The following is a 26,022-nucleotide window of genomic DNA, read 5'->3' as shown; positions in this document are numbered from 1 at the left end:
AAGGTCACGCAAACTCCGCCTCGCGGTCAAACTTGCTCGGTCCCCAAACAACGTGACAATGCCGCCGCGAGATGTCGAGCCGCACTGGCGGCATGTCTACCAGCACGTCGATGTTGTGCGCGTCCGCCGCCTGGCAAAGATCGGTGCAGATGTCCTTGAGGTACTGTCCGACGGGCAGTTCGACCGAGGCTGGATCGTAAAGGCGGCGGTGGATCCTGGCCATCGTGTTCAGCCGCGTAGAGGCCTCATCAAGCGCCCCGACCGCCGTCTCTGGCTTCGCCATGACCCTGCGCTTTTGAAGGTTCAGGAGGCTTGAGACGAAGGCCATATTGTTCGCCACCCGGTGCTGCAACTCCTGGAACATCAGCCGCTGCTGCTGGAGCAGTCCTGCCGTCACCACCTGCGCCTCGGCCAGGCGCCCTGCCGCCCGCTGCATGAGGTGGATGAGGACGATGTCGACACCGACGATGCCGGCGTAGAACAGCAACGCGACGGCCGACTGGGCCTCGAGGGCGAAGCTATTGACCGGGGGGATGAACAGGTACCAGGCCGCCAGCCCGGACAGCACGGCGCAGGCCACACCCGGTCCGGTTCCCGCGACGAACGCGGTGACGATGACGGCCGGGAAGAAGGTGAGGAAGGGAAACCCTGGCGGGAGCACGGGATCGAGCCAGTACCGGAGCACGGAGGCGATCAGCGCGGCCAGAAGCGCGATGCCGTAGGCGAGCGGCCGGTGCCATCTCAGCACTGAGGCACGCCTTCGCCACCGTTCCCAATCCATCTTCGTCAGCCTTTATCGCTCGCCTTCGAGAAAGCTCTCATTACCGGCCCTCGTACCCCGCGGTCCATTCTGGGCCGGCAATCCTTGATGGTCCGATCCCGCGCCGGCTCCACCGCCCGCAATGGCTTCCGCCTGCTGACCACGGAGCACACGGCTCTGAAATGCTGCCCGTTCCGGGGCAGTACTGCTCCGCTAAGCCGGCCTTTACCCAATGGGATCAACGAATCAGCGGGGTCGAAGGCGTCCACGGCGTCCTCAATCAGGGCTGGCGCAGTTCGGGTGGAGAGCAGGCCCACGGCGACACCATCGACGATCAGGACTGTCTCAGGATGCGCCGGCGGCGCTGCCAAGTCGCGGCCTTCCGCAGCACGCGAGAAAGCTGCTCGATCGAGTAGGGCTTGTGCAATAGCTCGAAGCCATAGGTGCCGTTCTGGGCGAGGACATGGCTGTAGCCCGAGGTCAGTACCACAGGCAGGTCGTGGTGGTCCCGCCGGATGCGCTGCCCCAGCTCAATGCCCCCCATTCCCGGCATGACCACATCGGAGAACACCACGTCGAACCGGTCGGCATCCCTGGCCAGCTCGGCCAGCGCCGCCTCCGCACTGGCGGCGAGGACGGGCCGGTAGCCGAGTTCCGTCAGGGCGTCCGTGGCGAAGGCGCCGACCGCCTCGTTGTCCTCGACCACGAGGACACAGGTGCCGTGCCCGTCCACCAGGGGGGCCGGTTCACTGTTCTCGTCCGGTCTCCCCGCCTCGGCCACGAGCGGCATGTAGAGCGTGAAGGTGGTGCCCTCGCCGAGCCGGCTCTCGACCATCACCTCGCCGCCGGACTGCTTGGCGAAGCCGAAGACCTGGCTCAGCCCCAGGCCGGTCCCCTGCCCGGTCGGCTTCGTCGTGAAGAACGGCTCGAAGATCTGGTCCAGGTGCTCGGGCGGGATGCCGCAGCCGGTGTCGGCGATCGACACCGCGACGAACGAGCCCGGAATCGCCGGATGCAGGCGAATGGCCGGCATCCCCTCGACTGTCTGCACGGTAATGGTGAGCTGTCCTTCACCCTCCATAGCGTCGCGGGCATTGGCCGCGAGGTTGACTAGGGCGGTGTCGAACTGGCTCGGATCGGCGTTCACGAAGCACTGACGCTCGGGCAACTGGGTCACGATCCGCACGCGGGAGCCGGTCAGCGTCCCCATCATCTCACCAATCATCCGCACACTCTGGCAGGCGGCGAAGATCTCCGGCTTGAGGGCTTGGCGACGGGCGAAGGCGAGGAGCTGACGGGTGAGTTTGGCTGCCCGCTCGACCGTGTCCGAGATGGCGGCCGTGTAGCGGGCCCGGCGTTCCTCCGGGAGCCCCGGCCGCTTGAGCAAGTCTACGGAGGAGCGGATCACGGTCAGCAAGTTGTTAAAATCGTGCGCCACCCCGCCCGTGAGCTGCCCGATGGCCTCCATCTTCTGGCTCTGACGTAGGGCTTCCTCAATCCGCACGCGCTCCGCGATCTCCCCCTCCAGGCGAGCATTGGTTTCGGCCATCTCCTCCAGGCGGCGCTTCTGCTCTGTGAGGTCCGTCAGCACCCCACAAAGCAGCGTCGAGCCGTCGCTACCGTCGAGAGGACTGAGGGAGATCAGGACGGATATCTCCGTCTTTGCTGTAGTGCGGAGAAGGAGCTCGCCTCGGCTCCGCGCCTGCCGGCCCTCCCCGAGGAGGCGGTCGAAGGCGACTTCCTGACCCGGCGCGACGTAGGGCCGCAGGGATTGCCCGATCACCCGTTCTTGCGCAGCACCGAGCAGCAGGGCAAGGCGGCGATTGCAGTAAAGGATCGTCCCATCTTCGGCGAGGGTGACAGCACCCTCCTGGATCTGCTCGATCAGCACGCGGTAGGGACGGTCGGCGCTGTCGAGCGTGTAAACCTGCTGCTCCTCAGAACGCCCTCCTACAACCAACGCGTCAATTTCGCCGCGACGGATAGCATCGAGGGTCTCCTCACTGTCGTGCAGCTGCGCTTCCAACTCAGCGACGCGCCCGAGCAAGACCGCCTCCCGGGTGGTCGCGGAGGTGTCGGTCATGGTGCTACCTCGCCGGGCGTCGGAACCACATCCAGGCCGCGAAGGAGCCTCTCGGTTTGCGACAAATCACCGACGATGCGACGCATCGGTAGCGGCTCCATCCGTAGAAGGGTTGGCGCCGCGACGATCTGGTTCCGCTCGGCCAGTTCGGGTTGCTGATGGATGTCAACCACCTCCAGATCGAACCGACCGGCCAGATACTTCGTGCAGAAGAGGCGCAGGTTCTCGATTGCGAGGCGCGACCGGACGGTGTTACCCGCCACGAAAAGCCGGAGCCGATAGGTCGGTTCCTCGACCGGGCCGGGGCGGGCCTCGCTCAAGAGGCCCTGTCCAACGGGCGGATGTCGAGGCCGACCAGGACCTTCTCCGTGTTGGACAGGTCGCCAATGATCCGCTTGAGGGGGGCGGGCAACCGCCGGACGAGGGTCGGGATGGCCAGGATCTGGTCGCCGGCAGCGAGCCTGGGGTTCACCAGCAGGTCTATCACCTCGATCTCGTAGCGCCCGGCGAGGTGCTCCTCGCAGACGCGCTTCAGGTTGGTCATGGCGGCGAGCGACTTCACCGTCTGTCCCGCCACGTAGAGGCGGAGGTGGTAGTGGCCGGGATCGGGATCGCCATCCGGTGCCCGCTCGGGCAGTTCCTCGAGGCCGGTCACTCCGCAGCACCCCGCAGGGTGGCGACGGCCACGCGGTCACTCGCCAGCACGGCCTCGTGGGCGTCCTCCTCGGTTAGCAGGAGGTTCGCCTCCGCCTCCTCCGTCTCCAGGGCGGAGCGCATCTCCTGCACCTGGCGCTCCAGCGCCTCGCGGCGGCGGGCGAGGTCGCGCCGGCGGCGCTCCACCTCTTGGCGACGTCGGGCCTGGGCTGCCGCTTCCCGCGCGGTCTGGGTGAGACGGGCCGTGCCGGTCAGCACCCCCTCCGGCCCAATATAGGGCTCGATCAGCTCGATCCCCCGATCGGTGATCCGGTACTCCCGCACCTGGTTGGAGTGGCTCATGCCGCGGGCCTTGATGAGGTAGAGAGCGCGGTTGCGCTCGCCGCTCGCCTCCACGTCCTCCAGCCTGATCCAGGCGTCCATCAGGGAAGACAAGCCCATGTCAGCGCCGTCCGCCGAGGCATCGTCGTTGCGCAGGCTGGTGAACAGGGCGGTGATGCCACGCGCCTTCAGCAGGTCCATCATCCGCAGCAGCGTCGCGTGCACCTCGCTGGCGGGACCGCGGAAGGCGGAGATCGGATCCACCACCACCACGTCGGGCTCGAAGCGGTCGATGTCGTGGTGCATCCGCGCCAGGTGCATCTCCAGCCCGTAGAGGCTGGGGCGCGCCGCCCCGAAGCGCAGCAGGCCGGCCTCCACCCACTGTTGTAGGTCGAGGCCGACGGACCGGGCGTTGCGGCAGATCTCCTGTGCACTTTCCTCGAACACGAAGGAGAGGCAGCGCTCGCCGCGGCGGCAGGCAGCATCGGCGAAGTGGCTGGCGAAGGTGGTCTTGCCGGTGCCGGCCACGCCCGACAGCAGGATGCTGGATCCTCTATATAGGCCGCCACTGCGGAGCATGGCGTCTAGCCCCGGCACGCCGGCGGAGACGACCTCGCTCGAGGCCGGGCGGTCGAGCCCCGACGAGGTGACGGGCAGCACGCTGATGCCGTCGTCGTCGATTAGGAAGGGGTACTCGTTGGTTCCGTGCGCCGAGCCCCGATACTTTACAACGCGCAGCCGGCGCGTGGTGATCTGCTCCTCCACCCGGTTGTCGAGGAGGATCACGCAGTCCGAGACGTACTCCTCCAATCCCTGGCGGGTGAGCTGTCCCTCCCCCCGCTCGCCGGTGATCACGGCGGTCAGGCCGCGGTCCTTGATCCAGCCGAACAGGCGGCGCAGCTCGGCGCGCAGCAAGGCGGGGTCGGTGAAGCCGGAGAAGAGGGTCTCGATGGTGTCGAGCACCACGCGCTTGGCGCCGATGCTGTCCACGGCGTAGCCGAGGCGCACGAACAGCCCTTCAAGGTCGTACTCGCCGCTCTCCTCGATCTCGCTGCGCTCGACGCGCACGTGATCGATCGCTAGCCGGCCGTCCGTCACCAGCCCGTCGAGGTCGTAGCCGAGGGAGGCGACGTTGGCAGCCAGGTCCTCCGCCCGCTCCTCGAAGCTCATGAACACGCCGGGCTCGCCGTAGCGGGTGGCGCCGTTCACGAGGAAGGTCACGGCGAAGAGGGTCTTGCCGCACCCGGCCGCGCCGCAGACCAGGGACGGGCGCCCGGCGGGCAGGCCGCCGAGGGTGATATCGTCGAAGCCGCCAATGCCGGTCGGTGCCTTGGGCAGTGCGATTTGAAATGAGGTCTCGTGGGCCGCATCGGGCGACATCGGGGGTCTTATCCTTGGTGCGTGCGGCAGCAGAGGGTCGTCTGGCTTCGCGAGGGGGCGAGGGGGTTGGGGGATGATGATCCGGCGACCCTCTAGCGAAGCACCGTCTCGATGAAGTTGGTGAGGGTACGATTCTCCTCGCGGGCGCGAAAGCGCGCTTCCGAGAGCTGTTCAATCTCAATCCTCACCGTAGTAGGCGTCTTCATACCGATCTTTGGCTAAGTACATTCTATTGCAATGTATTGCATTTCGTACCGCGAAGGGTCGTGCCCCCGTTGGTGGTGTAGGAGGCGGCCGCCCGGTTTGGGGCGGCCATCGTGGTGATCCTCGATAGGGTTGGGTTGTCGAGACCTGACCTGAACCATGGAGACCACGATGACCGACGACAGGATTGCTCTTCGGGAGCTTTTGGAGAAGGGCTCTGACGCGACGTTTCTGCGGGAGATGATCGGCTTTGCGGCCCATCGGCTGATGGAGCTGGATGCCGAGGGGGCCTGTGGCGCCGCCCATGGCGAGCGCAGCGCCGAGCGGGTGAACCAGCGGAACGGCGTTGTCAGGTTGGCGACGACGGCGACGTCGCGGGCTTACGGCTGGTGATGGCCTCACACGGCGGATGCAACTCCGGTCACATCTCGCCAGGTGCCGAAAGCGGCGCTGCGGGCTTCGCGGTGTTGGTCAGCGGTCAGGCGGTGACGACGGAGTTGGAAATGGTTGTGGATCCGGCTGTGTGTGGAGAGGAAACGTTGGGCGTGGCGCGCTGACTTGAACCGCTGCATCTGCCGCTCTCGTCGTCTCGTTGGCTGGTGCGACACTTCGGCCCGGTTGTTGAGATACCGGCTCTGTCGGTGCTCCACCCCGGGCAGGATGTCGCGCTTCGCTGCGGCGTAGCTCCTCAGCTTATCCGTCACGATCACCCGCGGGACATATTGTAACCCCTTCAGCAGCTTGCGGAAGAACCGCTTGGCGGCCTTGGCGCTGCGCCGGCTCTGCAACAGGACGTCGAGCACGTTGCCGTCCTGGTCCACCGCACGCCAGAGGAGGTGCTGCTTGCCGCGAATGCGGATGAACACCTCATCCATGTACCATTTATCGCCAGGCCGTGGCCGACGTCGCTTCAGCTCGTTTGCGAACAGCCGGCCGAAGCGCAGGCCCCACTCACGGATGCTTTCGTAGCTGACCACAATGCCTCGGGCCGCCAGGATCAGCTCGACGTCGCGCAGGCTCAAGCTAAAGCAGTGGTATAGCCACACCGCATGCTGGATGACCTCGGCCGGGTACCGGAAGCGGCGGAAGGGATTGAGCGAGGTCGGCATACTAAGGACCCTGCCACTGCCCGATTAGGCCGCCAACCTGACAAGGCCCAGAGGAGGCCGAAGTGCGTCAATCGGCGCGAATGCCGGCCTCCTTCACCACGCCGCCCCACTTCACCGTCTCAGCATCGATCAGACGGGCCAGGCTGCTGCCGTCACCGTCCATTGGCTCGGCGCCGATCGCGGCCAGCTTCTCGCGGATACCGCCGTCGCGGATCGCGGCCAGCACGGCGGCCTCTACGCGCTTGCGCGCGGCCTCCGGCAAATCCTTCGGCGCCATCATGGCGAACCAGGGATCCACGGCGTAGCCGGGCACCCCGGCCTCGGCCACGGTCGGCAGGTCCGGATAGGCCTGGGCGCGCTTTGAGGTGGTGGCCGCCAGCACCCGCAGCCGCCCGCCCGAGATGTGCGGGGCGGAGGAGGTGATGCTGTCGAACATGCTATCCACGCGGTTCCCCAGCAGGTCCGCGATGGCGGGTCCCGAGCCGCGATAGGGGATGTGGGTCAGCTCCACTTTGGCGAGGGCGCTGAACAGGGCGCCCGCGAGATGGATGGAGGTGCCGTTGCCGGCGGACGCGTAGGTGATCTGCCCCGGCCTAGCCTTCGCCGCCGCGATCAGCCCCGGCACGTCCCTGATGGCGGAGACGGCGGGCACGACGAGGATGTTCGGCACCACGGCCACGGGCGCGACCGCCACCAGGTCGGCGTTGTGGTAGGGCAGGCGCGGGTAGAGGGCGGGGTTCACCGCCTGGGCCATGGAGACCATGAGCAGGGTGGCCTGGTCTCCGGCACGCGCCGCGGCCTCGGTGCCGATGGTGCCGCCGGCGCCCGCTCGGTTCTCCACTACGAACGGCTGGCCCAGCGCGTCGGCCAGCACGGGGGCGATGAGGCGCGTCATCGCATCGATCGCGCCGCCGGGCGGAAAGGGGACAATGATGCGGACGGGGCGCGTCGGCCATCCCTGGGCCTGAGCGGCGGGTATCAGGGCGGGGCGGGCGAACGGCGCGGCGGCGAGGCCGAGCAGGAGGGTGCGGCGGTTCATGCTGCGGCCTTTCTCAAAGCGCGGAGGGGTGTTGCGCGAGCGGCGTCACCTGAATGTCCATCCAGGGGAAGAGCGGCAGGCCGGAGAGCAGGGCGTGCAGCTCGTCATTATCGGCCACGTCGAAGATGGAAACGTTGGCGTAGCGCCCGGCCACGCGCCAGATATGTGGCCACTTGCCCTTGCGCATAAGGTCCTGGGCATAGGCCTTCTCGCACGCCTTGATGTTGTCCGCCTCCGGCTTCGGCATGTCGGGCGGCAGGTTCACCTGCATGGTGACGTGAAACAGCATGTCTCGTCCTCTCGTGACGGGTGTGCCGGGCGAGCAGGACGAAGCGGTCCCCGCCTCTGCCCCCCGCCTCGACCGTCCGCGCTTCAGGCCGTGGCCCGCGTGCGCGAGGAGAAGCCTTCGTCCTTCTCCGTCGTCGCGCGCTGGAGCCTGAAGTCGAACGCGATGGATGCGCTGTCGCCCTGGCGGTTCGGAACGGGCAGCAGCCCCTCGCGCGTTCCGAAGGCAAAGTCGTCCGCGGCGAAGGGGTCGTCGCCGAAGTTGATCTGCGTTGTCAGCGTGCGATAGCCCGGCGCCTCGATGAAGAAGTGGACGTGCGCCGGGCGGTTGCCGTGGCGCCCCAGCGTGGACATGAGCCGATCGGTCGCGCCGCCGGGCGGCACGCTGTACCCGTTGGGCATCCTGGAGCGGAAGGAGTAGCGCCCGTCGCTATCCACCCGGATGCGGCGGCGGTTGTTGAACGGCGTTTGCTCGCCTGTCGGGTCGAAGTGGGAGTAGAAGCCCTTAGAGTTGGCGTGCCACACATGGACGATGGCGTTCCCGACCGGCTCGCCGTCCGGCCCGCGCACGGAGCCGTTCATGATCAGCGTGCCCGTATCATCGGCATCGTCGGTCAGGTTGACCTCGCCCTCCACCAGCGGAGCGCCCTCGACGTAGAGCGGTCCCTCGATCGTCCGCGGCGTGCCGCCCGTCAGGCCCGCATCGGCATCCTTCGCGTCCATGTAGAGGTCGAGGAAGTGCTCGATCCCCACGCCCGGCGCGATCAGGCCGAACTCCGGGGCGCCATTCTGGAAAAACGTGATCGCGCGCCAGAACTCGCTCTCGTCGATGTCGTATTTGACGATTGCGCGCATGACCGCCTCGATCAGGTCGCGCGTGATCGCCTTGATCCGCGCATCACCCCCTTCGGTCCTCACGCCGCTGGCGCGGTCGAGCAGATCTTGCACTGCGGCGCTGTCCACGAAATCGACATTCATGTGCTCTCTCCCATTCTTTCTTGGCTCGTTCGCGGCCGTTTCCCGTACAAAGGGGAGGCGACGGTTGAGTGACGTGGCCTCCGTGGCCCGCCGCGCAGGTCCTGTTCCCGTCGGTCGACCGGCTTACAGGGGGAGAAATTGGCCCGTGCCGCGACGCGGCGCCACAGGTCTCGTCCCCTGTCCCGCGGCGGGCTGACCGGAAGAGTCAGACCGGCAGTAACGTGCGGTTCCGGTCCGTGCGGAAGTGCTCGAGCTTGTCCCCGTCCAGATCGGTGCCGATGCCCGGGCCCTCCGGCAGGTGGATGGCGAAGTCGCGGAACTCAATCTCGCCCGTGGCCAGCGTGTCGCGCAGCAGCAGCGGGCCGAAGAGCTCCGTACCCCAGGCATAGTCGCCGAAGGTGCTGTAAAGGTGCAGCGCGCCAAGCGTGCCGATCGTCCCCTCCAGCATGGTGCCACCGTAGAGGCCCAGCCCCGCCGTGCGGGCGATGGCTGCCACGGCCCGGGTACCCGCTACGCCGCCGTGCTTAGCGGGCTTCAGCGCCACCGCGTGACAGGCGGCTTCCGTCACGTGCCGCAGCGCGTCCTGCGGCGTGGCCACGCCCTCGTCGCCCATGATCGCCAGACGCGGGTTGGCGCGCTGCAGCCGCGCCATGGCGGGCACGTGCCAGCCCGCCACGGGCTGCTCCGCCATCACCACTCCGGCATCGGCCAGGGCGGGCAGGAAACGGGCGGCGGTGGGCTCGTCCCAGGCCTGGTTCACGTCCACGCGGACGGAGGCGCGGCCTTCGAAGGCGCGGGCAATGGCGGCGACATGCGCCACGTCCTGCTCCGGCGCGTGGGCGCCGATCTTCAGCTTAAAGTCGCGGTGCCGCCGGAGCGTCAGCATCTGCTCGCCCTCCTCGATGTCGCGCGCCGTGTCGCCGCTGGCCAGGGTCCAGGCGAGGGGGAGATGGGTGGCCTGCGGCCCGCCCAGAAGGTCGGCCAGGCGGATGCCCTCCGCCCGCGCCACCGCGTCGTGCAGGGCCATGGAGAGGGCGGCCTTGGCGAAGTGGTTGCCGCGCACGGCGCGCGCGATGCGGGCCTCCGCCGTGTTAAGTTGGGCCGCGTCCTTCCCCAGCATCGCCTCGGCCAGGTAGGTGCCGACGATGGCGGCGATCCCCTCCGGGCTCTCCTCGCCCCAACGCGGGCCGCCGATGGTGCTGGCCTCGCCATAGCCTTCCACGCCGCCGGCGGTGACGCGGACGATCACCACGTCCATGGCGTCCACTGTGGCGAAGGCCAGGTGGTGCGGGCGAATGGTGGGAACGCGGGCGGGGATCGCCTCGATGCGCTCGATAGGAAGGCGCATGCGCGGCATGGCGGATCCTCCTGGCCTGTTACGTTGATTGAGCTGGAGACTGGTGAAAAGGCTGCTTTCGATCAATACTCAAGCTTCGAACACAACGTTCGAGTTCTTCGAATGGACCTGAACCAGCTCCGCCTCTTTCTTGCCCTCGCCGAGACCGAGCACTTGGGCCGCGCGGCTGCCGCCTTGGATTTGGCCCCCGCGACCCTCTCGCACCACTTGGCGGCGCTGGAGCGCAGCCTCGGCACCACCCTGTTCGACCGCCTGGGGCGCGGCCTGCGGCTGACGGATACGGGGCGCCTGCTGCGCGGCTTTGCCCAGCGCATCATCAATGAGGCCGAGGCGGCGCAGGCTGCTATAGCCGAGCAGGAGCGGGCCGAGAGCGGCACGCTGCGCCTCGGCGTGATCCACTCCTTCCACGCCAACCTCATGCCTGGGCTGGTTGCAGAGTTCCTGGTCACCCACCCCGGCATCCGGGTGGAGGCGCGGGAGATGATCGCGGGCGCCATCGAGACCGGGCTGCTGGACGGCGGGTTAGATCTTGGCCTGGCCTTCGCACCCGCCGGCGATCCGAACCTGAACTGCCTTCCCCTCTTCGACGAGGCCCTGGTGCTCGTGACCGCCCGGGGAAGCCGCTGGTCCCGCGCACCGCCCGAAGCCATTCCCCTGGCGCTCCTGCCGGCACGCTTCGCCACGCGACGTATGATCGATGCCGCCCTGCAGGGCAGATGGAAGCCGAATATCGTGGCGGAGGTGGACGCGATCGGCTCAATCCTCGCCCTAGTCCGCAGCGGGGCCGTGGGCACGGTGCTCTCTGCCCGGTCAGTCGAGAACCAGGGCCTGGACTGCCGAGCCATTGCCGACCCGCCCCCCATCCGCAGCGCCGCGCTGATATGGCACCGCAGCCGGTACCAGCCGGCAGCGGCACGCGCATTTTCTGGTTTGGTCCGCGCACGTCTGCTGCAGAAGCCCTCAACCCGCGGCTGATTGAGGCCGCGGGTGTCCAGCTAGATTGAGCGTTCTGGACGGGTGGTCTTGGCCGAGAGCTGCATTTCCGCCTCCGTGCAGCGCAGTCGGGAAGGCGATAGCCAGATCTGGTCGACCGAAGAATTTCCACGGTCGAGGACGGCTGGCGCTAGGGTGGAGTTTGGAGTTTTGCCGAGAGGCGCCGGGATGGCGCTGTGCATGAGGCGATGCTGCTCTGTGGCATTGCCCTGAGCTATGTCAGCTTTCGCTGGATCCTGCCGATGCACCCCGGAAAGCGGCGCCAGAACCTGCGTCGCGCTGTGCTGCGGGAGATCGCGGCCATTGCCCGCCCGGGCGGCGAGGCCCTGGCGGATCGCCACCTCTCGCGTCTCCGATACCTCGTCTTCCGGCTTGCCGTCCTGGCGCAGGGTCAGATCAAGCATGCGGAGGACGCGCTGGCGGCCCTTTCTCTTGGCCGCGTCGCCTTTCATCTCGTTCAGATTCGGAGCGCAGCGTCGGCGTCGCCTGACCTGCGGGAGAGGGTGGAGAAGGCTCTCCTCATCGCCGCCCCGATGCAGGGCCCGTCGGAGATGGCGGCCAAGCTTCGCGACCACGCGGTCACCCTGGGAAACCTGTCCGGACCTGAGGAGGGCGTGATCACACAGTTGCGGTCGCTGATCGACCGTGCCGTTCGGGATCTTGGCGCACATGCATCATTCTTCGCGTCCGCCGGCGGAAAGCGTGCAGGGAAGTCCTCCCCCGCCGGTCAATGGTCGTGATCCGGAGCGATGCAGCGTCCGTCCATGCCGCTCAGCTGAAGGCGTAAGCGTCCATGCGAAGCACCCCGGCGTCGGCGCTGCGGTGCAGGCACTCGGCGCGCGATGCCTGTCCCGCCGCGCCTAGGGCGACGAAGAGCGGCAGCAGGTGTTCCTCGGTGGGGTGGTTCTCCCGGGCGAAGGGCGCTCGAAGGCGGTAGCCCAGCAGTTCCCCCCGTCGCCCCTCGAGGATGGCCTGATCCATCCAGCCCGCGAAGGCCGTCACCCAGGACGGCTCCGACGCGTCCGGGGCGCCGCCGAAAAAAGCATCGAGGTTGTGGGTGAAGGAGCCGCTGCCGACGATCAGTACCCCGTCCTCGCGCAGGGGCGCCGGCACCGTCAACTTGCCGGCTGTGAAGCAGCGAGGTTTATTGATCGCCAATGGGATCAACGGCGATCAGGCCCGCGCGGCGACCCCGCTGATGTCGGACCATACCTCGAACGCGCGCGCCCTTGCGGCACGGTACTCGCTGGCGCTGAGGTGGTCGCGGCGATGGACTGCGTTGCATGGACCACCTTGCAGGCGCAGTAGGCCCCGAGCCGGCCCGCGTTCACATGATGAGGACATACTCCGGCCGTCCGAGTTCGAGCATGCGGTTGAGGGCGCGGACGGCGATGGCTACTTCTGTCGTGCGGCGCCCGTCGGTGCGCGAGTGCAGTCCACCGCCGATCACCCGCTTGAAGCGCGCGATATCCGCCTCAACCAGGGCACGCCAGTTATAGCCTGAGGCCTTCTGCCAACCCATGCGCCCACGCTTCGCAATGGCCCGAAGATGCTGGTCCCGCTGGGTCGGCGCCGTCTCGGCCGTGGCGCTCGGCACCGCGCTGGACCGTGGTGGCACGATCACAGCAGCATCGGGATGCCGCGCCGCCACGTCACAGTAGACGGCGTCCTGGTCGTAGGCGCCATCGGCCGTGAACGAGGCGATTGGGTCCGCGACCTGGTCGAGCAAAGGCCCAACCTGCGAGGCGTCATCGACGTCACTCATCGTCAGGGTGGACGCGACGATCCGCCCTGTGTCGGCATCCACGCCGATGTGCAGCTTGCGCCACGACCGGCGCGTCCTGCTCCCGTGCTTCTCGACCAGCCACTCGCCCGGTCCACATAGCTGCAGCCCCGTGCTGTCGACGATCAGGTGTATGGGACGGGTGCCGGACTGGCGCTGCGGCACCTCCAGCGTCTCGGCCCGGCGGCACATGGTTGAGTGGTCCGGCACGGCCAGGTCGAGACCGAGCAGGGCGATGATTGAGCCAATCAGGCCTTCAGTTTGACGCAAGGCCAGGCGGAACACGGTCCGAAGCGTCAGGGCCGTGGTGATGGCCAGCGCCGAGTAGCGTCGTTGCCCGCCCCGCGTGGTCCGGGGCTCGGCCTTCCAGGCCGCGATCGCCGCATCCGTGAACCACACGGTCAAACTGCCACGCCCGCGCAGGGCCGCATCGTATTCCGCCCAGTTCGTCGCCCGGAACTGCTGCTTCGGAATACGGTGACGGCGGTCGGCATTGGCCTTGAACGGCAAGCTGCGCTCTCCTGGAGGATGACGAGTCGTCGCCCTCTCAGGAACCTAATCCACCCAGACCGCCAGACCGATCCGTGCACCACAGTGCGATCCCGAAACGCCGGTGACAGCGGTGAAGCAGCCGATGGGAAACTCTACGTCGAGACCATGGAGATTGTTCCGCCTGATCCCTTCCAGGCGTAGCCATGCCTTGGGATCGCGCGGTGTGCGCTCACTGCGGAGCGGCTCTGCGAACAGGTAGCGGCGGGTGATCGAAGTCTCGACGTCGGCAAGCCCCTCTATCGGCCCGCTGTAGAGGACTTCACCGCCCTTTTCCCCGGCTCCGGGCCCGACATCGACGAGCCATTCCGCGCGGCGGATCACGTCGAGATCATGTTCAACGACGAACAGGGAGTTGCCCGCCGCCTTGAGACGCTCGAGGATGGTGAGCAAGGCTTCGCCATCTGCCGGGTGCAACCCTGCCGAAGGCTCGTCAAGCACATAGACCACGCCGAAAAGCTGTGACGACAATTGCGTGGCAAGCCGCAAGCGCTGCATCTCTCCGGAGGAGAGCGTCGGCGTGCTGCGGTCGAGCGAAATGTAGCCAATGCCAAGATCGATCAGCGGCTCTAGCCGCTCGATCAATTCGCAGGCAAGGCGTTGGGCGGCGATCCGCTTCTCGTCGGAGAGATTGGGCGTGCGGCTGTCAAACGGCCTGCAAAACTGACCCCTGATTGGAGTGAACCCCTGGAGCTGGACCACTGGGGCACCCGGAACTGATACGCTGTCTGGACCTTCGATCAGGAGAAGGTCATGTCATCCCGAGGCCCCTATCGGCGTCACACGCCGCAATTCAGGCTTCAACTCTGTCACGAGATCCGCAGCGGCGCCATCGGACGCCGTGATGCGGCCCGACACCACAACCTGTCGACCAATCTGCTCCAGCTCTGGCTGACCCAGTACGACCGGGGGGAGCTCACCAACGAGGAGGCCGAGGCCTCGGTCGTCGCGGAGTACGAGGCCAGGATCGCCGCGCTGGAGCGCAAGGTCGGCCAGCTGACGATGGAACTGGACATTATAAAAAAAGTGCCGCGCCTGCGCCTCGTGAGCGACAGCGAGATCTCATCGATCATCACCGGCCCCAGGCCTGCTCCATCCGACGGGGGTGCCAAGTGATCGCCCTCCCGCGCAGCAGTTACTACTACCAAGCTCATGAGCGCGCTGTCGCGCTGACGGATTGCGAACTGGAGGAACTCATCGGCACCGTCCAGGATGAGCTGCCGGGCTACGGCTACCGCAGAGTGACCCAGGAACTCCGGCGACGGGGACACCTCATCAACCATAAACGCATCGCCCGGGTGATGCGGACGAAGGGCATGGGGATCAAGCCACGACGGCGGCATGTACGCACCACAGACAGCAAGCACGACAACCCGGTCTTCCCCAACCTGTACCAGAACGTCATCCCGGCAGAGCCGAACCGGGTATGGGTGGGCGACTTCACTTACATTCGGATCGCGTCGGGGTTCTGCTACCTGGCCGCGATCCTGGACGCCTGCAGCCGCAAGGTGGTCGGCTATGCCATCTCGCGCACCATCGACACCCCCCTGGCCCTGGCTGCCCTGCGATCGGCCGTGCAGAACCGCCATCCTCCGGCCGGGTGCATCTTCCACACTGACCGCGGGTGCCAGTACGCCAGCGAGACCTACCGCCGGGCCCTGGCGGACGCCGGGCTGCAGGGCTCGATGAGTTCCGTCGGCAACCCGTACCACAATGCGCAGGCCGAGAGCTTCATGAAGACGCTCAAGGTCGAGGAGGTCTACATCGGCGGCTACGAGACGTTCCAGGACGTCGCGGAGCGTTTGCCGAGGTTCATTGAGGAGGTCTACAACGCCAGGCGGCTCCACTCCGCCCTTGGCTACCAATCGCCCGACGAGTTCGAGAGCCAGCTGGTCCCGCACGTGGCTTAGTTCTGACCCGCCCGGTCCAGCTCCAGGGGTTCACTCCAATACCCCCCACTACGGGGTCAAAGTTGCACGCCGAATGACATTGAGATCCCCCCTCGCGCCGCGCCGGCTGCCTTGTGGTGCGCCTGGATGTTGGTCCCGTCCAGAAACACCATACCGAGCCGCAAGCCACGCTCCTGAACGAGGTTGAGCAGTCGTTCCCAGACACCGGCTCGAGCCCAGCGCATGAACACCTGCGCCGCGCGCCACCACGGTCCAAGTTCAACCGGCACCGCCCGCCACTTCGCCCCGTTCTGGTGACGCCAGAGGATCGCGCTCAACGTCCGGCGTAGATCCTGCGGCGGTGTCTTGCCGATCGGCCGGCACGCTTCGACCAACGGCTCCAAAACCGTCCATTGCTCGTCGCTTAGCATCGCGTCTCTCCTTGAGACGCTAAACGACCACCACACTCAGACGTTCACGCGATGACAGGCCCTAGCATTCGACCATCTCATCCGATCTACGAGAAGGAGAAACAAACGGAATATCCGAAGGGCCCGAGATGCTCACAGATCACTGTCCATGCGCCCGAGCATCGTCCACGTCAGCAGTTTTGACGTATTTTCCTGATATTTCTGCTACGAGAATTGGCTGGTCACGGAAGGGTGAGTGTCCGCATTCCGGAAGGACCACCGCGTTGGCACTTGGAATAACAGCTGTGATGCGGTCGAGCTGATCGATACTGAAGTAGACGTCATCCCGGCCGTGTATCAACAGGGTCGGTGTACGCACCTGCCGGAGCCGCGTCTCAATCGACCAGTCCCGGAAGCGCGGGTCCAGCCAGATACCAACCCAATTCTCAAAGACGGTGTCCGGATCGTCATGATGGCGCGCGAGTCGCTCGCGCAGATCGCCGCTCGCGAACCGGTCGCGCATCTGCTCGATGGCCTTCAGCGTTCCGATCTCGACGCTGACATGCGGGGCTTCCAGAACGAGACTTCTGACTTGGTCCGGGGCTCTGGCGGCTACGAGAAGGGCGATCGCCGTCCCGTCGCTGTGGCCGTGGAGATGGACACGGTCGATTCCCAACCGCGCCATGAAGGCCAGGGTCTGGTCCGCCGCCCGGTCCAGAAAGTCCACCCCGGGCCGTTCGGGTAATGGATCGGATCGCCCGAAGCCCTGGCGCGACCAAGCGATCACAGGGTAGCCGGATGCAGCTGCGAGACGCTCGGGAAACGTACCCCAAAGCGAAACGGAGCCGAGTGCCTCGTGCAGAAGCAGGATTGGCGTCCCGACGCCTGCGACCTTACGCAGTTCGATGGCCGTTCCGTCGATCTCAATGAAGGTAGAGTTTGAAGCCATGGCTCTCCGCTCGGGCTTGTCCATGGCTTCAGGCAAGGGCGGAAGGCTACATCCGCTCCAGGTTGCCGCGCGTTTCGGATGTGAGCACGGCGCCCAGAAGATACACCAGCGTGACGGCGACCGTGAAAATGGCCAGCGTCATTGGGATTCCGGACGGGCCGCCCGCAGCAAGGGACACGAAGGTCGGCAAGATCCCTCCCAGCGCGAAACCGATGTTCCACGACAGGCCCGTTCCGGTCGCGCGGATGGCGGTGGGAAAGCGCTCGTTCAGGTAGATCAAGAGCGGACCGTAGCTGGCGTTCGCCAGGAAGGAGAGCGCGAACCCGCACAGGGCGATGGTCCACAGTCCGGTGGTGCTTCCCATCAGAAGGAACAGGAGCGGGAACGCGACGAGCCGCACCACGCCCATCCAGATAAAGGCGGGACGACGGCCGATGCGTTGGCTGAGTTCGCCGCCCCCGCAGGCGCCTAGCGCCGCGCCGACATTGGCCAGGATCAGCATAATCGAGGCGGACGATCCGGGGACCCCGTTCACGACGTTATAGAAGGTGGGGAGGTAGCCGGACGTCAGATAGTAGGCCGAACCGCCACCGAAGGACAGAAGCAGGGTCAGAAGGAAGCCGTTGAGTTGCGGGCGGGAGAACAGGGTGCGGACCGGTGAGGCATCCCTCTGCGCCGTCGCGTTCTTCAGCGCCTTCTTCGCTTGAAGCTGCTTGAACAGCGGCGACTCTTCGAGGTTGCGGAAGATGACGAGGCCGACCACCGAGGTCAGGAGGCCCGAGAAGAACATCACGCGCCAGCCGGTTTCGGCGAACGCGTCACCGGGGAACAAGAGCGAAACCACGAAGAACACCAGCGAAGCCAGAAGGCCGCCGATGGCCGAGCCGCCGCCGCCGACCGCCCCTGACATGAAGCCGCGCCAGCGCTCGGGCACCGTTTCCGTACCGATCGTGTGAGACGACGCGACGACGCCACCAACGAAGATGCCTTGTACGAGACGGAAGAACAGGAACAGCGCGGTAGCGAACCAGCCGATCTGTCCCACTGTCGGCAGGAGTCCGAAGATCGCTGTCGAGAAGCCGACGCCCGTGACGGCGACCATCAGCGCTCGCTTGCGACCGAATCGGTCTGCGTAGGACCCGAAGATCGCGGAGCCCAGCGGACGCACCAGAAGCGTGACGGCGAAGGACGCATAAGCGCCGGCCAAGGACAGCATCGGCTGTTCGGACGGGAAGAACAGTCGCCCGACGATCGGGGCGACGTAGAGCAGAATGAAGAGGTCGAAGAGATCGAGTCCCCACCCGAACAGGGACGCGGACGCCGCCGTGATGGTCTGCCGTCGGGTGGGTGTCGCGACGGCGGGTTGGTCCGCCTGTTCAAGGGTTGTCATGATCGGGTTCCTCCACGTTTGTGCCGGTCTTGACCGCCGGCGTCGATGAAATCGGGCATGCCTATCCCGGCCCGGCGGCGAGCCAGGGACGAGGTGTCTGCGATGTCGGTGCCGCCGAGGGTCGAAAGCCGTGTCGGCTTCGCCGCCTCAGACCCCCTTGAAGGTCGGCCGGCGCTTGGCGTGGAAGGCCTCGACGCCTTCCCGGAAGTCGTCCGACATCCGAAGGCGCGAGTAGTTCAGACCCTCCAGCTCGATCGCAGTGGAGAGAAGCGCGTCGTCGCTGTCGTTCAGGAGCTTCTTGGCGGTGCGCTGGGCAAGCGGCGAGAAGCTGCGCAACTCGTCGACCAGCGCCGCGACGGCTGCCTCCAGCGCATCATCCGGGTGGCATTCGGTGGCGATGCCCCAGTCGAGCGCCTGGGACCCCGAAATGCGCTTGGAGCGCATCACGATGTCCTTGGTGCGCGTGACGCCGACGATCTTCTGGAGGCGCGCCGATCCGCCCGAGCCTGGGATCTGGCCGAGTTTCTGCTCGGGCAGGGCGTAGAGTGTCGTTTCGGACGCCACACGGAAGTCGCAGGCGAGCGACAGCTCGAAGCCGACGCCGAAGCAGTAGCCGCGGTTCATCGCGATCACGGGCTTTTCGCAGCGCGCCGGCGCCGCCACGTTCCAGGCGAGCTTGGAGACATGCTCGGGGCTCGCCTCCAGGAAGCCCTTGATGTTGCCGCCCGAGGAGAAATGCTCGCCGGCGCCCGACAGGACGATTACCCGCACGCGCGGATCGGCGTCGAGCGCCTCGAATGCCAGACGGAGCTGGTCGCGCGCGGCCATCGACACGACGTTGTAAGGGGGACGATCGAGCACGATGTCGGCCCGCTCGTGGGTCGGGTCGATCGTGACCGCGAAACCGTCTAGGGATCGGAGCTCGGGATGGTCGAAGCGATAGGGTTCGCTCATGGGGATGATCCTTCGAGTGGGATGTCAGGAGGCGGCGCGCGTCGCGGCCGGGGTTTCGGGCTCGTATTCCCCGGCCACCAGAAGGCGACGCAGCAGCTTGCCGACCGGGCTCTTGGGGATGGCGTTCACGAAGACGTAGGCGCGGGGCCGCCGGAAGTTGGCGAGGCCCGAGTGTTTGCAGTGCTCGTCCAGCTCGGCCTCGTCGACCGTGCCCGAACGCTTCACGAAGGCGGTGACGACCTTGCCCCAGCGCTCGTCGGGAAGACCGACCACCGCCACCTCGTCGACGCAGGGGTGGAGCGACAGGCAGCTTTCAATCTCGACCGGCGAGACGTTCTCGCCACCGGTGATGATCATGTCGTCTGTGCGTCCGGTGACGAAGAGGTCACCGTCCTCGTCAAGGAAGCCGATGTCACCCGTGAAGTACCAGCCATCGCGGATCGCCTTGGCGTCGGCCTCGGGGCGCTTCCAGTAGCCTTCGAAGCTCTCGTCCCCCTTCAGGAGCACGGCGATCTCGCCCTCTTCTTGCGGGGCCGCGCGTCGGGAGGCGTCACGCTCGCCGAGCTTCACCACACGGATCATCTGGTTGATGCCCGCGCGGCCCGCCGAACCGGGCTTTTCCGGCGCCTTCTGGTCGATCGTGAACGTGTAGACCTCGGACGAGCCGTAGTGGTTGACGAAGAGTTCGGGCTGGAAGCTTTCGCGAAGGCGCCGCATGAGGCCGTCGGTCATGGAAGCGCCGGCGAAGCCGAGCTTGGTGACGCTGCGCACGCGGCCGGACGAGAAGGACGGATGGTGGACGATGTCGTGGTAGAGGGTGGGGACCAGATAGAGATTGGTGATCCCGTTCTCCTCGATGGCGCGCAGTGCCCCCTCCACGTCGAAGCGGGGGAGGCAGACGAAGGCGCCGCCGATCAGCGAGGTGGCGAGCAGCGAGCGCACGCCCATCGTGTGGTAGAGCGGCATGACGCCGAGCGTGCGCTCGCCGTGCCGGTAGAGGTTCTGCGCGACATGGGCGAGCGCGCCGGCGCGCTCGGCGTGGTGGCGGCGCGGCACGCCCTTCGGCCGCGACGTGGTGCCCGACGTGTAGAGCATCAGCGACCAGTCCTGCGCCGACGCGCGGGGTTCGAAGGCCGCCCCGTCGTCCGCCATCAGTCCGGCCACGCTCGTACCGCCGCTCCCGTCCTCGACCGGCAGCCGGATCGCATCCTGTGCCCGCGTGCTGGCGCTGACGGCATCGAAGGACACGGGTTCGTAGACGAGAATGCGCGCCTCGGAATCCTCCAGCGCGTAGTCGATCTCGTCGCCCTTCGCGCGCCAGTTGAGCGGCGTGACGATCAACCCCGCGAACTGGCAGGCCCAGTGCAGGGTAGCGTTCTCCCAGCGGTTTTGCAGGAGGGTCAAGACGCGGTCGCCCGGCTGGAGACCCAGGTCCGTGAGGCCCTGCGCCAGTGCGACGATGCGAGGAAGCCACTCGGCATAGGTCAGTCGCGTCGTGCCGTCGACGATCGCCACCGCGCCCGGATCGCGCTCGACGCTCGCGAGAAAGCTGGTCCCGAGATCAAGCATGCGTTTCCTCCCGTCGTGCTTGGTTGAACCTGTCTCGGGCATCCAGCGCCGCGCGCATGATGGGCGCGTAGCCGGTGCAGCGGCACAGATGCCCGGACAGGTGATCGCGGATTTCCGCCTCGTCCGCGTCCGGTCGTGCGCGGAACAGGCAATCGAGGGTCATGAGAATGCCGGGCGTGCAGAACCCGCATTGCAACCCATGATGCCGGCGAAACGCGTCCTGGAGCACCGACAGGCGTCCGGCTTCGGGCTCCAGCCCCTCGACCGTGCGGACCGCCTGACCGTCGACCTGACCCGCCAAAACTAGGCACGCGCGGGCCGGCTCGCCATCGATCTCGACTGTGCAGGCACCGCAGACGCCGTGCTCGCAGCCGACATGGGTGCCGGTGGATCCGAGCCCGTGGCGTAGGACGTCCGTCAGGAGGGTACGGGGCTCTGCCCAGGCCTCGACGGGTCGGCCGTTGAGGGTGAAACGGACGGGATAACGTTCGGATTTCGTCAGCTTCGGCATCTCAGCGCCTCCTCGATGGCATCGCGGCCGAGGCGGCGCACGAGTTCGCGCCGGTATCTCGGAGTGGCATGGAGGTCCTCGCGCGCGTCGAGCGACCAAGCGAAGTCGTTAAGGGCCTCGTTGAGATCGCCGCTCGCGGGATCGGGAAGCTCGCGCAGCGTCGGCACGTCGCCGACCCCGCCGACGGCCAGCCGAATGCCCTGCGGTCCGGCCACCGCCGCGCAGGCGACCACGGCGTAGTCGCCGTGCCGGCGGGCCACTTCTCGGAACCCGAATCCTTGGCCCGCGCGCCGTAGCGGAAACGACACCGCCTCGATCATCTCGCCGGGCCGAAGGGCAGTCGCCATCATTCCGAGGAAAAAGTCCCGCGCGGCGACGGTCCTGTGCGCCTTTTTCGTGCGTAGGTGGATCTCCCCCTCCAGCGCGATCAACGCGAGGGGAAGCTCGGCGCTCGGATCGGCATGGGCGAGCGATCCGCACACCGTTCCGCGCGACCGGGTCTGGACATGCCCGATGTAAGGAACGGCGGCGGCCAGAAGCGGGAGCCGGGCGGTTAGATCGGCCCAGCGCGTCAGTTCGACCTGCCTGACGCCGGCACCGATGCGCAGCGCGCCTTTCGCGACCTCGAGACCGCGCAAGTCCGCAACGCCCATGATGTCGACGAGGACGCTGGGCCGCGCCAGGCGCATGTTCAGCATTGGAACGAAACTCTGGCCGCCGGCGAGAACCCGCCCATCTTCGCCCGCCTGCGCCAAGGCATCGAGTGCCTCGGCCAAGGTAGCGGCTCGAACGAAGTCGAAGGGTGCGGGCTTCATGCGCCCCTCCCCAACAGGCGACGGAGCCTTGCCAGCAAGCCGGAGCCGTTGCCTTTCCCGCCTCCCGCATGGGCGGCGAGCGACTTGAAGAACTGACCGATCACCACGCGCGCCGCGCCGTCGAGGAGACGGCCGCCGACGGAGGCGACCTTGCCACCGATCACGGCCTCGTAGGCATAGTGGACCGTGGTCCGGTCCGGCGCGGTCTCGGCCAGCGTGATCCGGCCGGAGCCGCGGCCGAAGCCGAGCGCCCCGTCCGTGCCCCCGGACAGGGTGACCGCACCCGGCTCGTCCAGATCCGAAAGCTCGATCTCGGCGCGGTAGCGTCCCTTGACCGGGCCGACGCCGAGCGTGACGTCGGCCAGGAAACGGGTGGACGAAACCTTGCGTACCCCGTGCGCGCCGGGGATCACCGCCTCCAGCGTCTTGGGGTCGAGCAGCATGTCCCAGACGGCCTGTCGTGGTGCCGCGACCAATGCCGAGCCTTCGCCCGTCAGCTTGCGCTCGCCGGGCTTAGCGGGCACGGCCGTTCTTGTCGGGGTTTCGCGAGAGGGCTTCTCCTCGGCGGCAAGACGGTCCGCGAGATGCGCGGGAACGAGTGGAAGCGTCACATCGTCGAAGTCGCAGGCATCCGCCACCGCATTGGCGAGGCAGACCGGGGTGGACATGCAATTCCCTTCGCCGACGCCCTTGGCTCCCAGCGGGGTGAAGGGCGACGGGCTTTCGTAATGGAGGATGACCGGCTCGGCCACTTCCATCACCGTGGGAATGAGGTAGTCCGCCAGCGTGCCGGACAGGAAGCTGCCGTCCGGGCCGTAGGCGTATTCCTCCAGCAGCGCCGCGCCGACCGCGTGGGCGAAACCGCCGGTCACTTGCCCTGCCACCATGCCGGGATGCAGGATCCGGCCGCAGTCGTGCATCGTCACATACTTGTCGATGCGCACCGCGCCTGTGAGCCGGTCGACCTCGACGCCGCAGAAGTCGAAGATGAAGCCGTGACAGAGCGAGGAGTTCACCGCGTCCTCGTCGTCGGGTGCGATCAGTTGCTCCGGCGTCCAGAAGACCGTCTCGCGGATTGTCTGATCAACGCCATCAGGCAGCGTACCCGGCGCCCAGTGCGCGGCGGCTGCGACGCGTGCGAAGGATACGGCGTTCTCGGGGTTGCCGCGCGCTTGGGCACGGCCGTTCGCAAGGTCCACCTCGCCGGCGGCGACGTTGAGCTGCCCGGCGGCGACGCGCTTCAGCTTTTCCGCGATCCGGTCAGCCGCGAGCTTGGTCGCGCCGGCGACGGCCGGGGCGAAGCGGCTGGAGTAGTTGCCCGAGGCGATGGACCAGGCATCGCGCGCCGTATCCACATCGGCAAGGACGCGAATGGCACCGGGCTCTAAACCTAGAGCATCGGCGACGACCTGCGCGAGCACCGTTCGGTGCCCCTGTCCCTGCGGCACGGAGGCGACCTTCACGGACACCGCGCCGAGCGGATCGATCGCGATCGTCGCGGTGGCCTGGGCTCCGTTCTTCGGACCGGCCTTACCGCGCGCGGCCGGCGACAGCACGGCGGTGATGTAGCCCATGTTGGAGACACTCGGCTCAACGGCGGCCGTATAGCCGATTCCATAAAGCCGGCCTTCGGCGCGCGCCGCCCGGCGGGTCTCAATGAGGCCCGCCAGTCCGCCCTGGTCGATTGCGCGGGTCAGGGCCGCCTGGTAGTCGCCGCTGTCGAGGAGCGCGCCGGTCGCCGTTCGGTAGGGAAAGGATCCCGCCGGCACGAGGTTGCGCCGGATGACGTCGAGCGGATCGAGCCCCAGCTCTATCGCGATCCGCTGCATCAGGCGCTCGAGCGCGAAATACATCTGCGGCCCGCCGAAGCCCCGGTTCAGGCCGGTCGGGGTCTTGTTGGTGAGCACGATCCGGTTGCGGATCGCGACATGGCGGATGGCGTAGGCGCCCGTCATGTTGCCGTGCATGCGGTAGAGGGTAGCCGGCTCGGGCGCGCGAAGATGCGCACCGCAGTCCTCGAGTTGATCCCAGCGCAGCGCCGTGACCCGTCCGTCCGCCTCGACGGCCGCCTCCAGGGTGGTGACGCGGTTCGTCGCCGACACGGACGCCGACAGATGCTCGAGCCGGTCCTCGATCCACTTCACCGGCCGGTCGGCGAGGCGGGCGGCCAGCGCCATGAGAATCATATAAGGAAAGACGCCCTGCTTGATGCCGAACGATCCGCCGGAATCGGGCGGCGTGCGCAGGCGCATCCGGTTGCCCGGCACGTTCAGGGCACGCGCGACGACGGCGTGGATTGAGAACGGACCCTGGAAGTTGGCTGTGACGTCGTAAGCGTCCTCGCCCGGATCGTAGGACGCGATGACGCCGTAGGTCTCGATCGGCGTGCCTGAGTTGCGAGGATAGCTGACGGTGACCGCCACGCGGCGGGACGACGCCTCGAACGCCGCATCCGGCTCGCCGTAGCGAAACAGGCGCTCGTTGATGACGTTGCTGCCCAAGGACGGATGAAGCGTCGGCGCGTCCGGCTCCGCCGCCGTGCGTGGATCGACCACCACCGGCAGAATATCGTATCCAACCTCGATGAGGTCGATGGCGTCTTCGGCGACGTAGCGATCGGCGGCCACGACCACGGCGACCGGCTCGCCGACATAGCGGACCCGGTCCACGGCGATCGGCCAAGCCTCGACATCGGCCTTCACGCCGACGGTCATGGCTCGCGACAGCCGGCGCACCTCGTCCGCCGTCAGGACGCAAGCGACGCCCGGCAGGGCGAGGGCCGCCGATGTGTCGACGCGCCTGATCATGGCATGGGCATGGGGCGAGCGAAGGACGGCGGCGTGCAGCGTTCCAGGCGCGATCGGCAAGTCGTCCACGTAGCGGCCGCGGCCCGTCAGCAACGCCGCGTCCTCGACCCGCGGCACCGAACGTCCCGTCCAGCCGCCCGATGGCGGAATGGCGGTCATCTCTTGGTATCCTCCCGAGGCACCCGCTCGTCGGGGATGCCGTATGAGAGGCGAGCTTAGGGGGACAGGAGGGTGCCACGATCCCTCCCGGTCTCACGACTTACCGAGGAGTCTCAAAATCAAAGGGGCTTTTGCGTTACGGCGCGAAATCCCGACGGCGACGACCCTGCATGGTCATGGAAGAAACGCGAGAAATGCGCGGGAACGGAGAAGCCGAGGCTATCGCTGATCGTCGACAGGTGCGCCTCGCTGTCCGAAATAGCTTGGACAGCCCGCTCCAATCGCGCGGCGTTGAGATAGACCCGGGGCGAAACGCCCAAAGAGGCTTCAAACACGCGAAAGAACTGCGCACGCGAAACAGGAGTCGCAGCAATCAGATCATCGATCTGGCGAATCGCGCCTGGGTCCGCATCGATCTGGGCGGCGACCGTGCGGATACGGCGATCGACGCTCGGCCATTTTGCGAGATTTCTGAGCGACACCGCTGTTTCGCGCCATGGCGTGAAGCGCTCGATCACCGCGATCATCAGATCCGACAAGAACGTCTCGTGAAGGGTCTGCGCCGCCGGCTCGGCGATCATGGCTCGGGCCATGTCGTCAGCGAGCGCCCGAATGCGAGGAGTGATGGCGCCGGTGGCCTGAGCAAAGAAGCCGGGTCTGCCGCTGGCGGTCCAGTTCGGCCGGAATTCCGCAAGCCATCGCGGCTCGATGTAGAGTGCAAGGATGATCGTCGGCGGGCGGCGTGGGTCATGCGCATAGGCATGTGGTTCCCACGCGTTAACAAGGACGGCACTTTCGTTCGTCAAAGGAACGAGATTGTCGCGCACCGAAAATTGTGTATCCGCACCCTCGACCTTCAACAGGACGTGGCAATGAGGATGAGCGTGACGCACGAGGGGACGATTCATGTCCAACAGCGCGACGCGGCCAAATTTCCCTTGAGCAATTCTAAGGGCGCTCGACATCAGGATATCGTACGACATTCACATCCGAATGGCAAGCCCCACTGCTTAGTCGGGTCTGAACAACCTCCCGGGCACTGATTTGCTTGGGAGAATTGTTGGTTTGGGCGCT

The 26,022-nt window shown here is 66.8% G+C and carries 25 protein-coding genes and 2 pseudogenes; 5 read left to right on the top strand and 22 right to left on the bottom strand.

What is annotated here, in order from left to right; translation table 11 throughout:
* Positions 1 to 4: 4 nt before the first annotated feature.
* The 5 genes from ACFFIC_RS20735 to kaiC form a co-directional block, all read right to left on the bottom strand.
* Positions 5 to 748: a histidine kinase dimerization/phosphoacceptor domain -containing protein gene (locus ACFFIC_RS20735; RefSeq protein WP_377053885.1), complete on the bottom strand. Its 744-nt coding sequence runs from the start codon at positions 746 to 748 to the stop codon at positions 5 to 7.
* 346 nt (positions 749 to 1,094) lie between these two features.
* Positions 1,095 to 2,843 carry an ATP-binding protein gene (locus ACFFIC_RS20730; protein ID WP_377053883.1) on the bottom strand — a complete coding sequence of 583 codons (1,749 nt, stop codon included), beginning with the start codon at positions 2,841 to 2,843 and terminating at the stop codon, positions 1,095 to 1,097.
* Complete coding sequence (locus ACFFIC_RS20725; protein WP_377053881.1) at positions 2,840 to 3,163, bottom strand: circadian clock KaiB family protein; 324 nt, start codon at positions 3,161 to 3,163, stop codon at positions 2,840 to 2,842. Before ACFFIC_RS20725 ends, ACFFIC_RS20730 begins: the two co-directional genes overlap by 4 nt.
* The gene (locus ACFFIC_RS20720; protein ID WP_377053879.1) at positions 3,160 to 3,498 is read right to left on the bottom strand and encodes a circadian clock KaiB family protein; all 339 of its coding nucleotides are present in this window, start codon (positions 3,496 to 3,498) and stop codon (positions 3,160 to 3,162) included. The genes ACFFIC_RS20725 and ACFFIC_RS20720 overlap by 4 nt, the downstream gene beginning before the upstream one ends.
* The gene (gene kaiC, locus ACFFIC_RS20715) at positions 3,495 to 5,198 is read right to left on the bottom strand and encodes a circadian clock protein KaiC (RefSeq protein ID WP_377053877.1); all 1,704 of its coding nucleotides are present in this window, start codon (positions 5,196 to 5,198) and stop codon (positions 3,495 to 3,497) included. The genes ACFFIC_RS20720 and kaiC overlap by 4 nt, the downstream gene beginning before the upstream one ends.
* 375 nt (positions 5,199 to 5,573) lie before the next feature.
* On the opposite strand from kaiC, the pseudogene ACFFIC_RS20710 reads away from it, so the two are divergent.
* Positions 5,574 to 5,747 (top strand): annotated as a pseudogene (locus ACFFIC_RS20710) (transposase); the annotation flags it as partial.
* A 53-nt stretch (positions 5,748 to 5,800) separates the two neighbouring features.
* On the opposite strand, the gene ACFFIC_RS20705 reads toward ACFFIC_RS20710, so the two are convergent.
* From ACFFIC_RS20705 to ACFFIC_RS20685, 5 genes are all read right to left on the bottom strand, one after another.
* Positions 5,801 to 6,511 carry an IS6 family transposase gene (locus ACFFIC_RS20705; RefSeq protein ID WP_377053875.1) on the bottom strand — a complete coding sequence of 237 codons (711 nt, stop codon included), beginning with the start codon at positions 6,509 to 6,511 and terminating at the stop codon, positions 5,801 to 5,803.
* Positions 6,512 to 6,578: 67 nt separating this feature from the next.
* Positions 6,579 to 7,550 (bottom strand): Bug family tripartite tricarboxylate transporter substrate binding protein, encoded by a 972-nt coding sequence (locus ACFFIC_RS20700; RefSeq protein WP_377053873.1) that lies wholly within the window; start codon positions 7,548 to 7,550, stop codon positions 6,579 to 6,581.
* A gap of 13 nt (positions 7,551 to 7,563) precedes the next feature.
* Positions 7,564 to 7,839 (bottom strand): muconolactone Delta-isomerase, encoded by a 276-nt coding sequence (gene catC / locus ACFFIC_RS20695; protein WP_377053871.1) that lies wholly within the window; start codon positions 7,837 to 7,839, stop codon positions 7,564 to 7,566.
* A gap of 83 nt (positions 7,840 to 7,922) precedes the next feature.
* A complete protein-coding gene (locus tag ACFFIC_RS20690; protein ID WP_377053869.1) occupies positions 7,923 to 8,813 on the bottom strand; it encodes a dioxygenase family protein in 891 nt (296 codons plus the stop codon).
* Between the two features lie 205 nt (positions 8,814 to 9,018).
* Positions 9,019 to 10,170 (bottom strand): muconate/chloromuconate family cycloisomerase, encoded by a 1,152-nt coding sequence (locus tag ACFFIC_RS20685; protein WP_377053867.1) that lies wholly within the window; start codon positions 10,168 to 10,170, stop codon positions 9,019 to 9,021.
* 102 nt (positions 10,171 to 10,272) lie between these two features.
* Between ACFFIC_RS20685 and ACFFIC_RS20680 the strand changes: the two genes are divergently transcribed.
* Together ACFFIC_RS20680 and ACFFIC_RS20675 are read left to right on the top strand one after the other, a co-directional pair.
* The gene (locus tag ACFFIC_RS20680; RefSeq protein WP_377053865.1) at positions 10,273 to 11,145 is read left to right on the top strand and encodes a LysR substrate-binding domain-containing protein; all 873 of its coding nucleotides are present in this window, start codon (positions 10,273 to 10,275) and stop codon (positions 11,143 to 11,145) included.
* Between the two features lie 194 nt (positions 11,146 to 11,339).
* Entirely contained in the window at positions 11,340 to 11,903 is a 564-nt protein-coding gene (locus ACFFIC_RS20675) for an FUSC family protein (protein ID WP_377053863.1), read from the top strand.
* A 31-nt stretch (positions 11,904 to 11,934) separates the two neighbouring features.
* On the opposite strand, the gene ACFFIC_RS20670 is transcribed toward ACFFIC_RS20675, so the two are convergent.
* The 3 genes from ACFFIC_RS20670 to ACFFIC_RS20660 form a co-directional block, all read right to left on the bottom strand.
* On the bottom strand, positions 11,935 to 12,276 hold the full coding sequence (locus ACFFIC_RS20670; RefSeq protein WP_377053861.1) for a dioxygenase family protein: 342 nt from the start codon (positions 12,274 to 12,276) through the stop codon (positions 11,935 to 11,937).
* Positions 12,277 to 12,490: 214 nt separating this feature from the next.
* On the bottom strand, positions 12,491 to 13,456 hold the full coding sequence (locus ACFFIC_RS20665; protein WP_377053859.1) for an IS5 family transposase: 966 nt from the start codon (positions 13,454 to 13,456) through the stop codon (positions 12,491 to 12,493).
* Positions 13,457 to 13,501: 45 nt separating this feature from the next.
* A complete protein-coding gene (locus ACFFIC_RS20660) occupies positions 13,502 to 14,197 on the bottom strand; it encodes a hypothetical protein (protein ID WP_456306959.1) in 696 nt (231 codons plus the stop codon).
* A 51-nt stretch (positions 14,198 to 14,248) separates the two neighbouring features.
* On the opposite strand from ACFFIC_RS20660, the gene ACFFIC_RS20655 reads away from it, so the two are divergent.
* Entirely contained in the window at positions 14,249 to 14,611 is a 363-nt protein-coding gene (locus ACFFIC_RS20655) for a transposase (protein ID WP_377053857.1), read from the top strand.
* Positions 14,560 to 15,405 carry an IS3 family transposase gene (locus tag ACFFIC_RS20650; RefSeq protein ID WP_377053887.1) on the top strand — a complete coding sequence of 282 codons (846 nt, stop codon included), beginning with the start codon at positions 14,560 to 14,562 and terminating at the stop codon, positions 15,403 to 15,405. Before ACFFIC_RS20655 ends, ACFFIC_RS20650 begins: the two co-directional genes overlap by 52 nt.
* Positions 15,406 to 15,491: 86 nt before the next feature.
* Here ACFFIC_RS20650 and ACFFIC_RS20645 read toward each other — a convergent pair.
* From ACFFIC_RS20645 to ACFFIC_RS20605, 9 genes and pseudogenes are all read right to left on the bottom strand, one after another.
* Positions 15,492 to 15,815 (bottom strand): annotated as a pseudogene (locus ACFFIC_RS20645) (transposase); the annotation flags it as partial.
* Positions 15,816 to 15,954: 139 nt separating this feature from the next.
* Positions 15,955 to 16,767, bottom strand: a complete 813-nt coding sequence (locus tag ACFFIC_RS20640) for an alpha/beta fold hydrolase (RefSeq protein WP_377053855.1) — start codon at positions 16,765 to 16,767, stop codon at positions 15,955 to 15,957.
* Between the two features lie 22 nt (positions 16,768 to 16,789).
* Complete coding sequence (locus ACFFIC_RS20635; protein ID WP_198384835.1) at positions 16,790 to 18,133, bottom strand: MFS transporter; 1,344 nt, start codon at positions 18,131 to 18,133, stop codon at positions 16,790 to 16,792.
* A 147-nt stretch (positions 18,134 to 18,280) separates the two neighbouring features.
* The gene (locus ACFFIC_RS20630; protein ID WP_198384834.1) at positions 18,281 to 19,087 is read right to left on the bottom strand and encodes an enoyl-CoA hydratase/isomerase family protein; all 807 of its coding nucleotides are present in this window, start codon (positions 19,085 to 19,087) and stop codon (positions 18,281 to 18,283) included.
* Between the two features lie 24 nt (positions 19,088 to 19,111).
* Entirely contained in the window at positions 19,112 to 20,656 is a 1,545-nt protein-coding gene (locus ACFFIC_RS20625; RefSeq protein WP_377053853.1) for an AMP-binding protein, read from the bottom strand.
* Positions 20,649 to 21,167, bottom strand: a complete 519-nt coding sequence (locus tag ACFFIC_RS20620; protein WP_198384832.1) for a (2Fe-2S)-binding protein — start codon at positions 21,165 to 21,167, stop codon at positions 20,649 to 20,651. The genes ACFFIC_RS20625 and ACFFIC_RS20620 overlap by 8 nt, the downstream gene beginning before the upstream one ends.
* Complete coding sequence (locus ACFFIC_RS20615; protein WP_377053850.1) at positions 21,155 to 21,982, bottom strand: FAD binding domain-containing protein; 828 nt, start codon at positions 21,980 to 21,982, stop codon at positions 21,155 to 21,157. Before ACFFIC_RS20615 ends, ACFFIC_RS20620 begins: the two co-directional genes overlap by 13 nt.
* Positions 21,979 to 24,948: a xanthine dehydrogenase family protein molybdopterin-binding subunit gene (locus tag ACFFIC_RS20610; protein WP_377053848.1), complete on the bottom strand. Its 2,970-nt coding sequence runs from the start codon at positions 24,946 to 24,948 to the stop codon at positions 21,979 to 21,981. Before ACFFIC_RS20610 ends, ACFFIC_RS20615 begins: the two co-directional genes overlap by 4 nt.
* Positions 24,949 to 25,067: 119 nt before the next feature.
* Entirely contained in the window at positions 25,068 to 25,913 is an 846-nt protein-coding gene (locus ACFFIC_RS20605) for a helix-turn-helix transcriptional regulator (protein ID WP_377053846.1), read from the bottom strand.
* Between the last annotated feature and the right edge of the window lie 109 nt (positions 25,914 to 26,022).

Origin of the sequence: Muricoccus vinaceus (assembly GCF_042433125.1) — a bacterium.
Taxonomy (GTDB): domain Bacteria; phylum Pseudomonadota; class Alphaproteobacteria; order Acetobacterales; family Acetobacteraceae; genus Roseomonas; species Roseomonas vinacea.
This window is presented reverse-complemented; position numbering and strand designations above follow the sequence as displayed.

Bases quoted from the DNA above. Each gene is read 5' to 3' on its own strand.
- ACFFIC_RS20620 (WP_198384832.1), bottom strand. From the start codon at position 21,167: ATGCCGAAGCTGACGAAATCCGAACGTTATCCCGTCCGTTTCACCCTC.
- ACFFIC_RS20680 (WP_377053865.1), top strand. From the start codon at position 10,273: ATGGACCTGAACCAGCTCCGCCTCTTTCTTGCCCTCGCCGAGACCGAG.
- ACFFIC_RS20655 (WP_377053857.1), top strand. From the start codon at position 14,249: ATGTCATCCCGAGGCCCCTATCGGCGTCACACGCCGCAATTCAGGCTT.
- catC (WP_377053871.1), bottom strand. From the start codon at position 7,839: ATGCTGTTTCACGTCACCATGCAGGTGAACCTGCCGCCCGACATGCCG.
- ACFFIC_RS20690 (WP_377053869.1), bottom strand. From the start codon at position 8,813: ATGAATGTCGATTTCGTGGACAGCGCCGCAGTGCAAGATCTGCTCGAC.
- ACFFIC_RS20685 (WP_377053867.1), bottom strand. From the start codon at position 10,170: ATGCCGCGCATGCGCCTTCCTATCGAGCGCATCGAGGCGATCCCCGCC.
- ACFFIC_RS20635 (WP_198384835.1), bottom strand. From the start codon at position 18,133: ATGACAACCCTTGAACAGGCGGACCAACCCGCCGTCGCGACACCCACC.
- kaiC (WP_377053877.1), bottom strand. From the start codon at position 5,198: ATGTCGCCCGATGCGGCCCACGAGACCTCATTTCAAATCGCACTGCCC.
- ACFFIC_RS20700 (WP_377053873.1), bottom strand. From the start codon at position 7,550: ATGAACCGCCGCACCCTCCTGCTCGGCCTCGCCGCCGCGCCGTTCGCC.
- ACFFIC_RS20640 (WP_377053855.1), bottom strand. From the start codon at position 16,767: ATGGACAAGCCCGAGCGGAGAGCCATGGCTTCAAACTCTACCTTCATT.
- ACFFIC_RS20615 (WP_377053850.1), bottom strand. From the start codon at position 21,982: ATGAAGCCCGCACCCTTCGACTTCGTTCGAGCCGCTACCTTGGCCGAG.
- ACFFIC_RS20705 (WP_377053875.1), bottom strand. From the start codon at position 6,511: ATGCCGACCTCGCTCAATCCCTTCCGCCGCTTCCGGTACCCGGCCGAG.
- ACFFIC_RS20605 (WP_377053846.1), bottom strand. From the start codon at position 25,913: ATGTCGAGCGCCCTTAGAATTGCTCAAGGGAAATTTGGCCGCGTCGCG.
- ACFFIC_RS20730 (WP_377053883.1), bottom strand. From the start codon at position 2,843: ATGACCGACACCTCCGCGACCACCCGGGAGGCGGTCTTGCTCGGGCGC.
- ACFFIC_RS20610 (WP_377053848.1), bottom strand. From the start codon at position 24,948: ATGACCGCCATTCCGCCATCGGGCGGCTGGACGGGACGTTCGGTGCCG.
- ACFFIC_RS20625 (WP_377053853.1), bottom strand. From the start codon at position 20,656: ATGCTTGATCTCGGGACCAGCTTTCTCGCGAGCGTCGAGCGCGATCCG.
- ACFFIC_RS20630 (WP_198384834.1), bottom strand. From the start codon at position 19,087: ATGAGCGAACCCTATCGCTTCGACCATCCCGAGCTCCGATCCCTAGAC.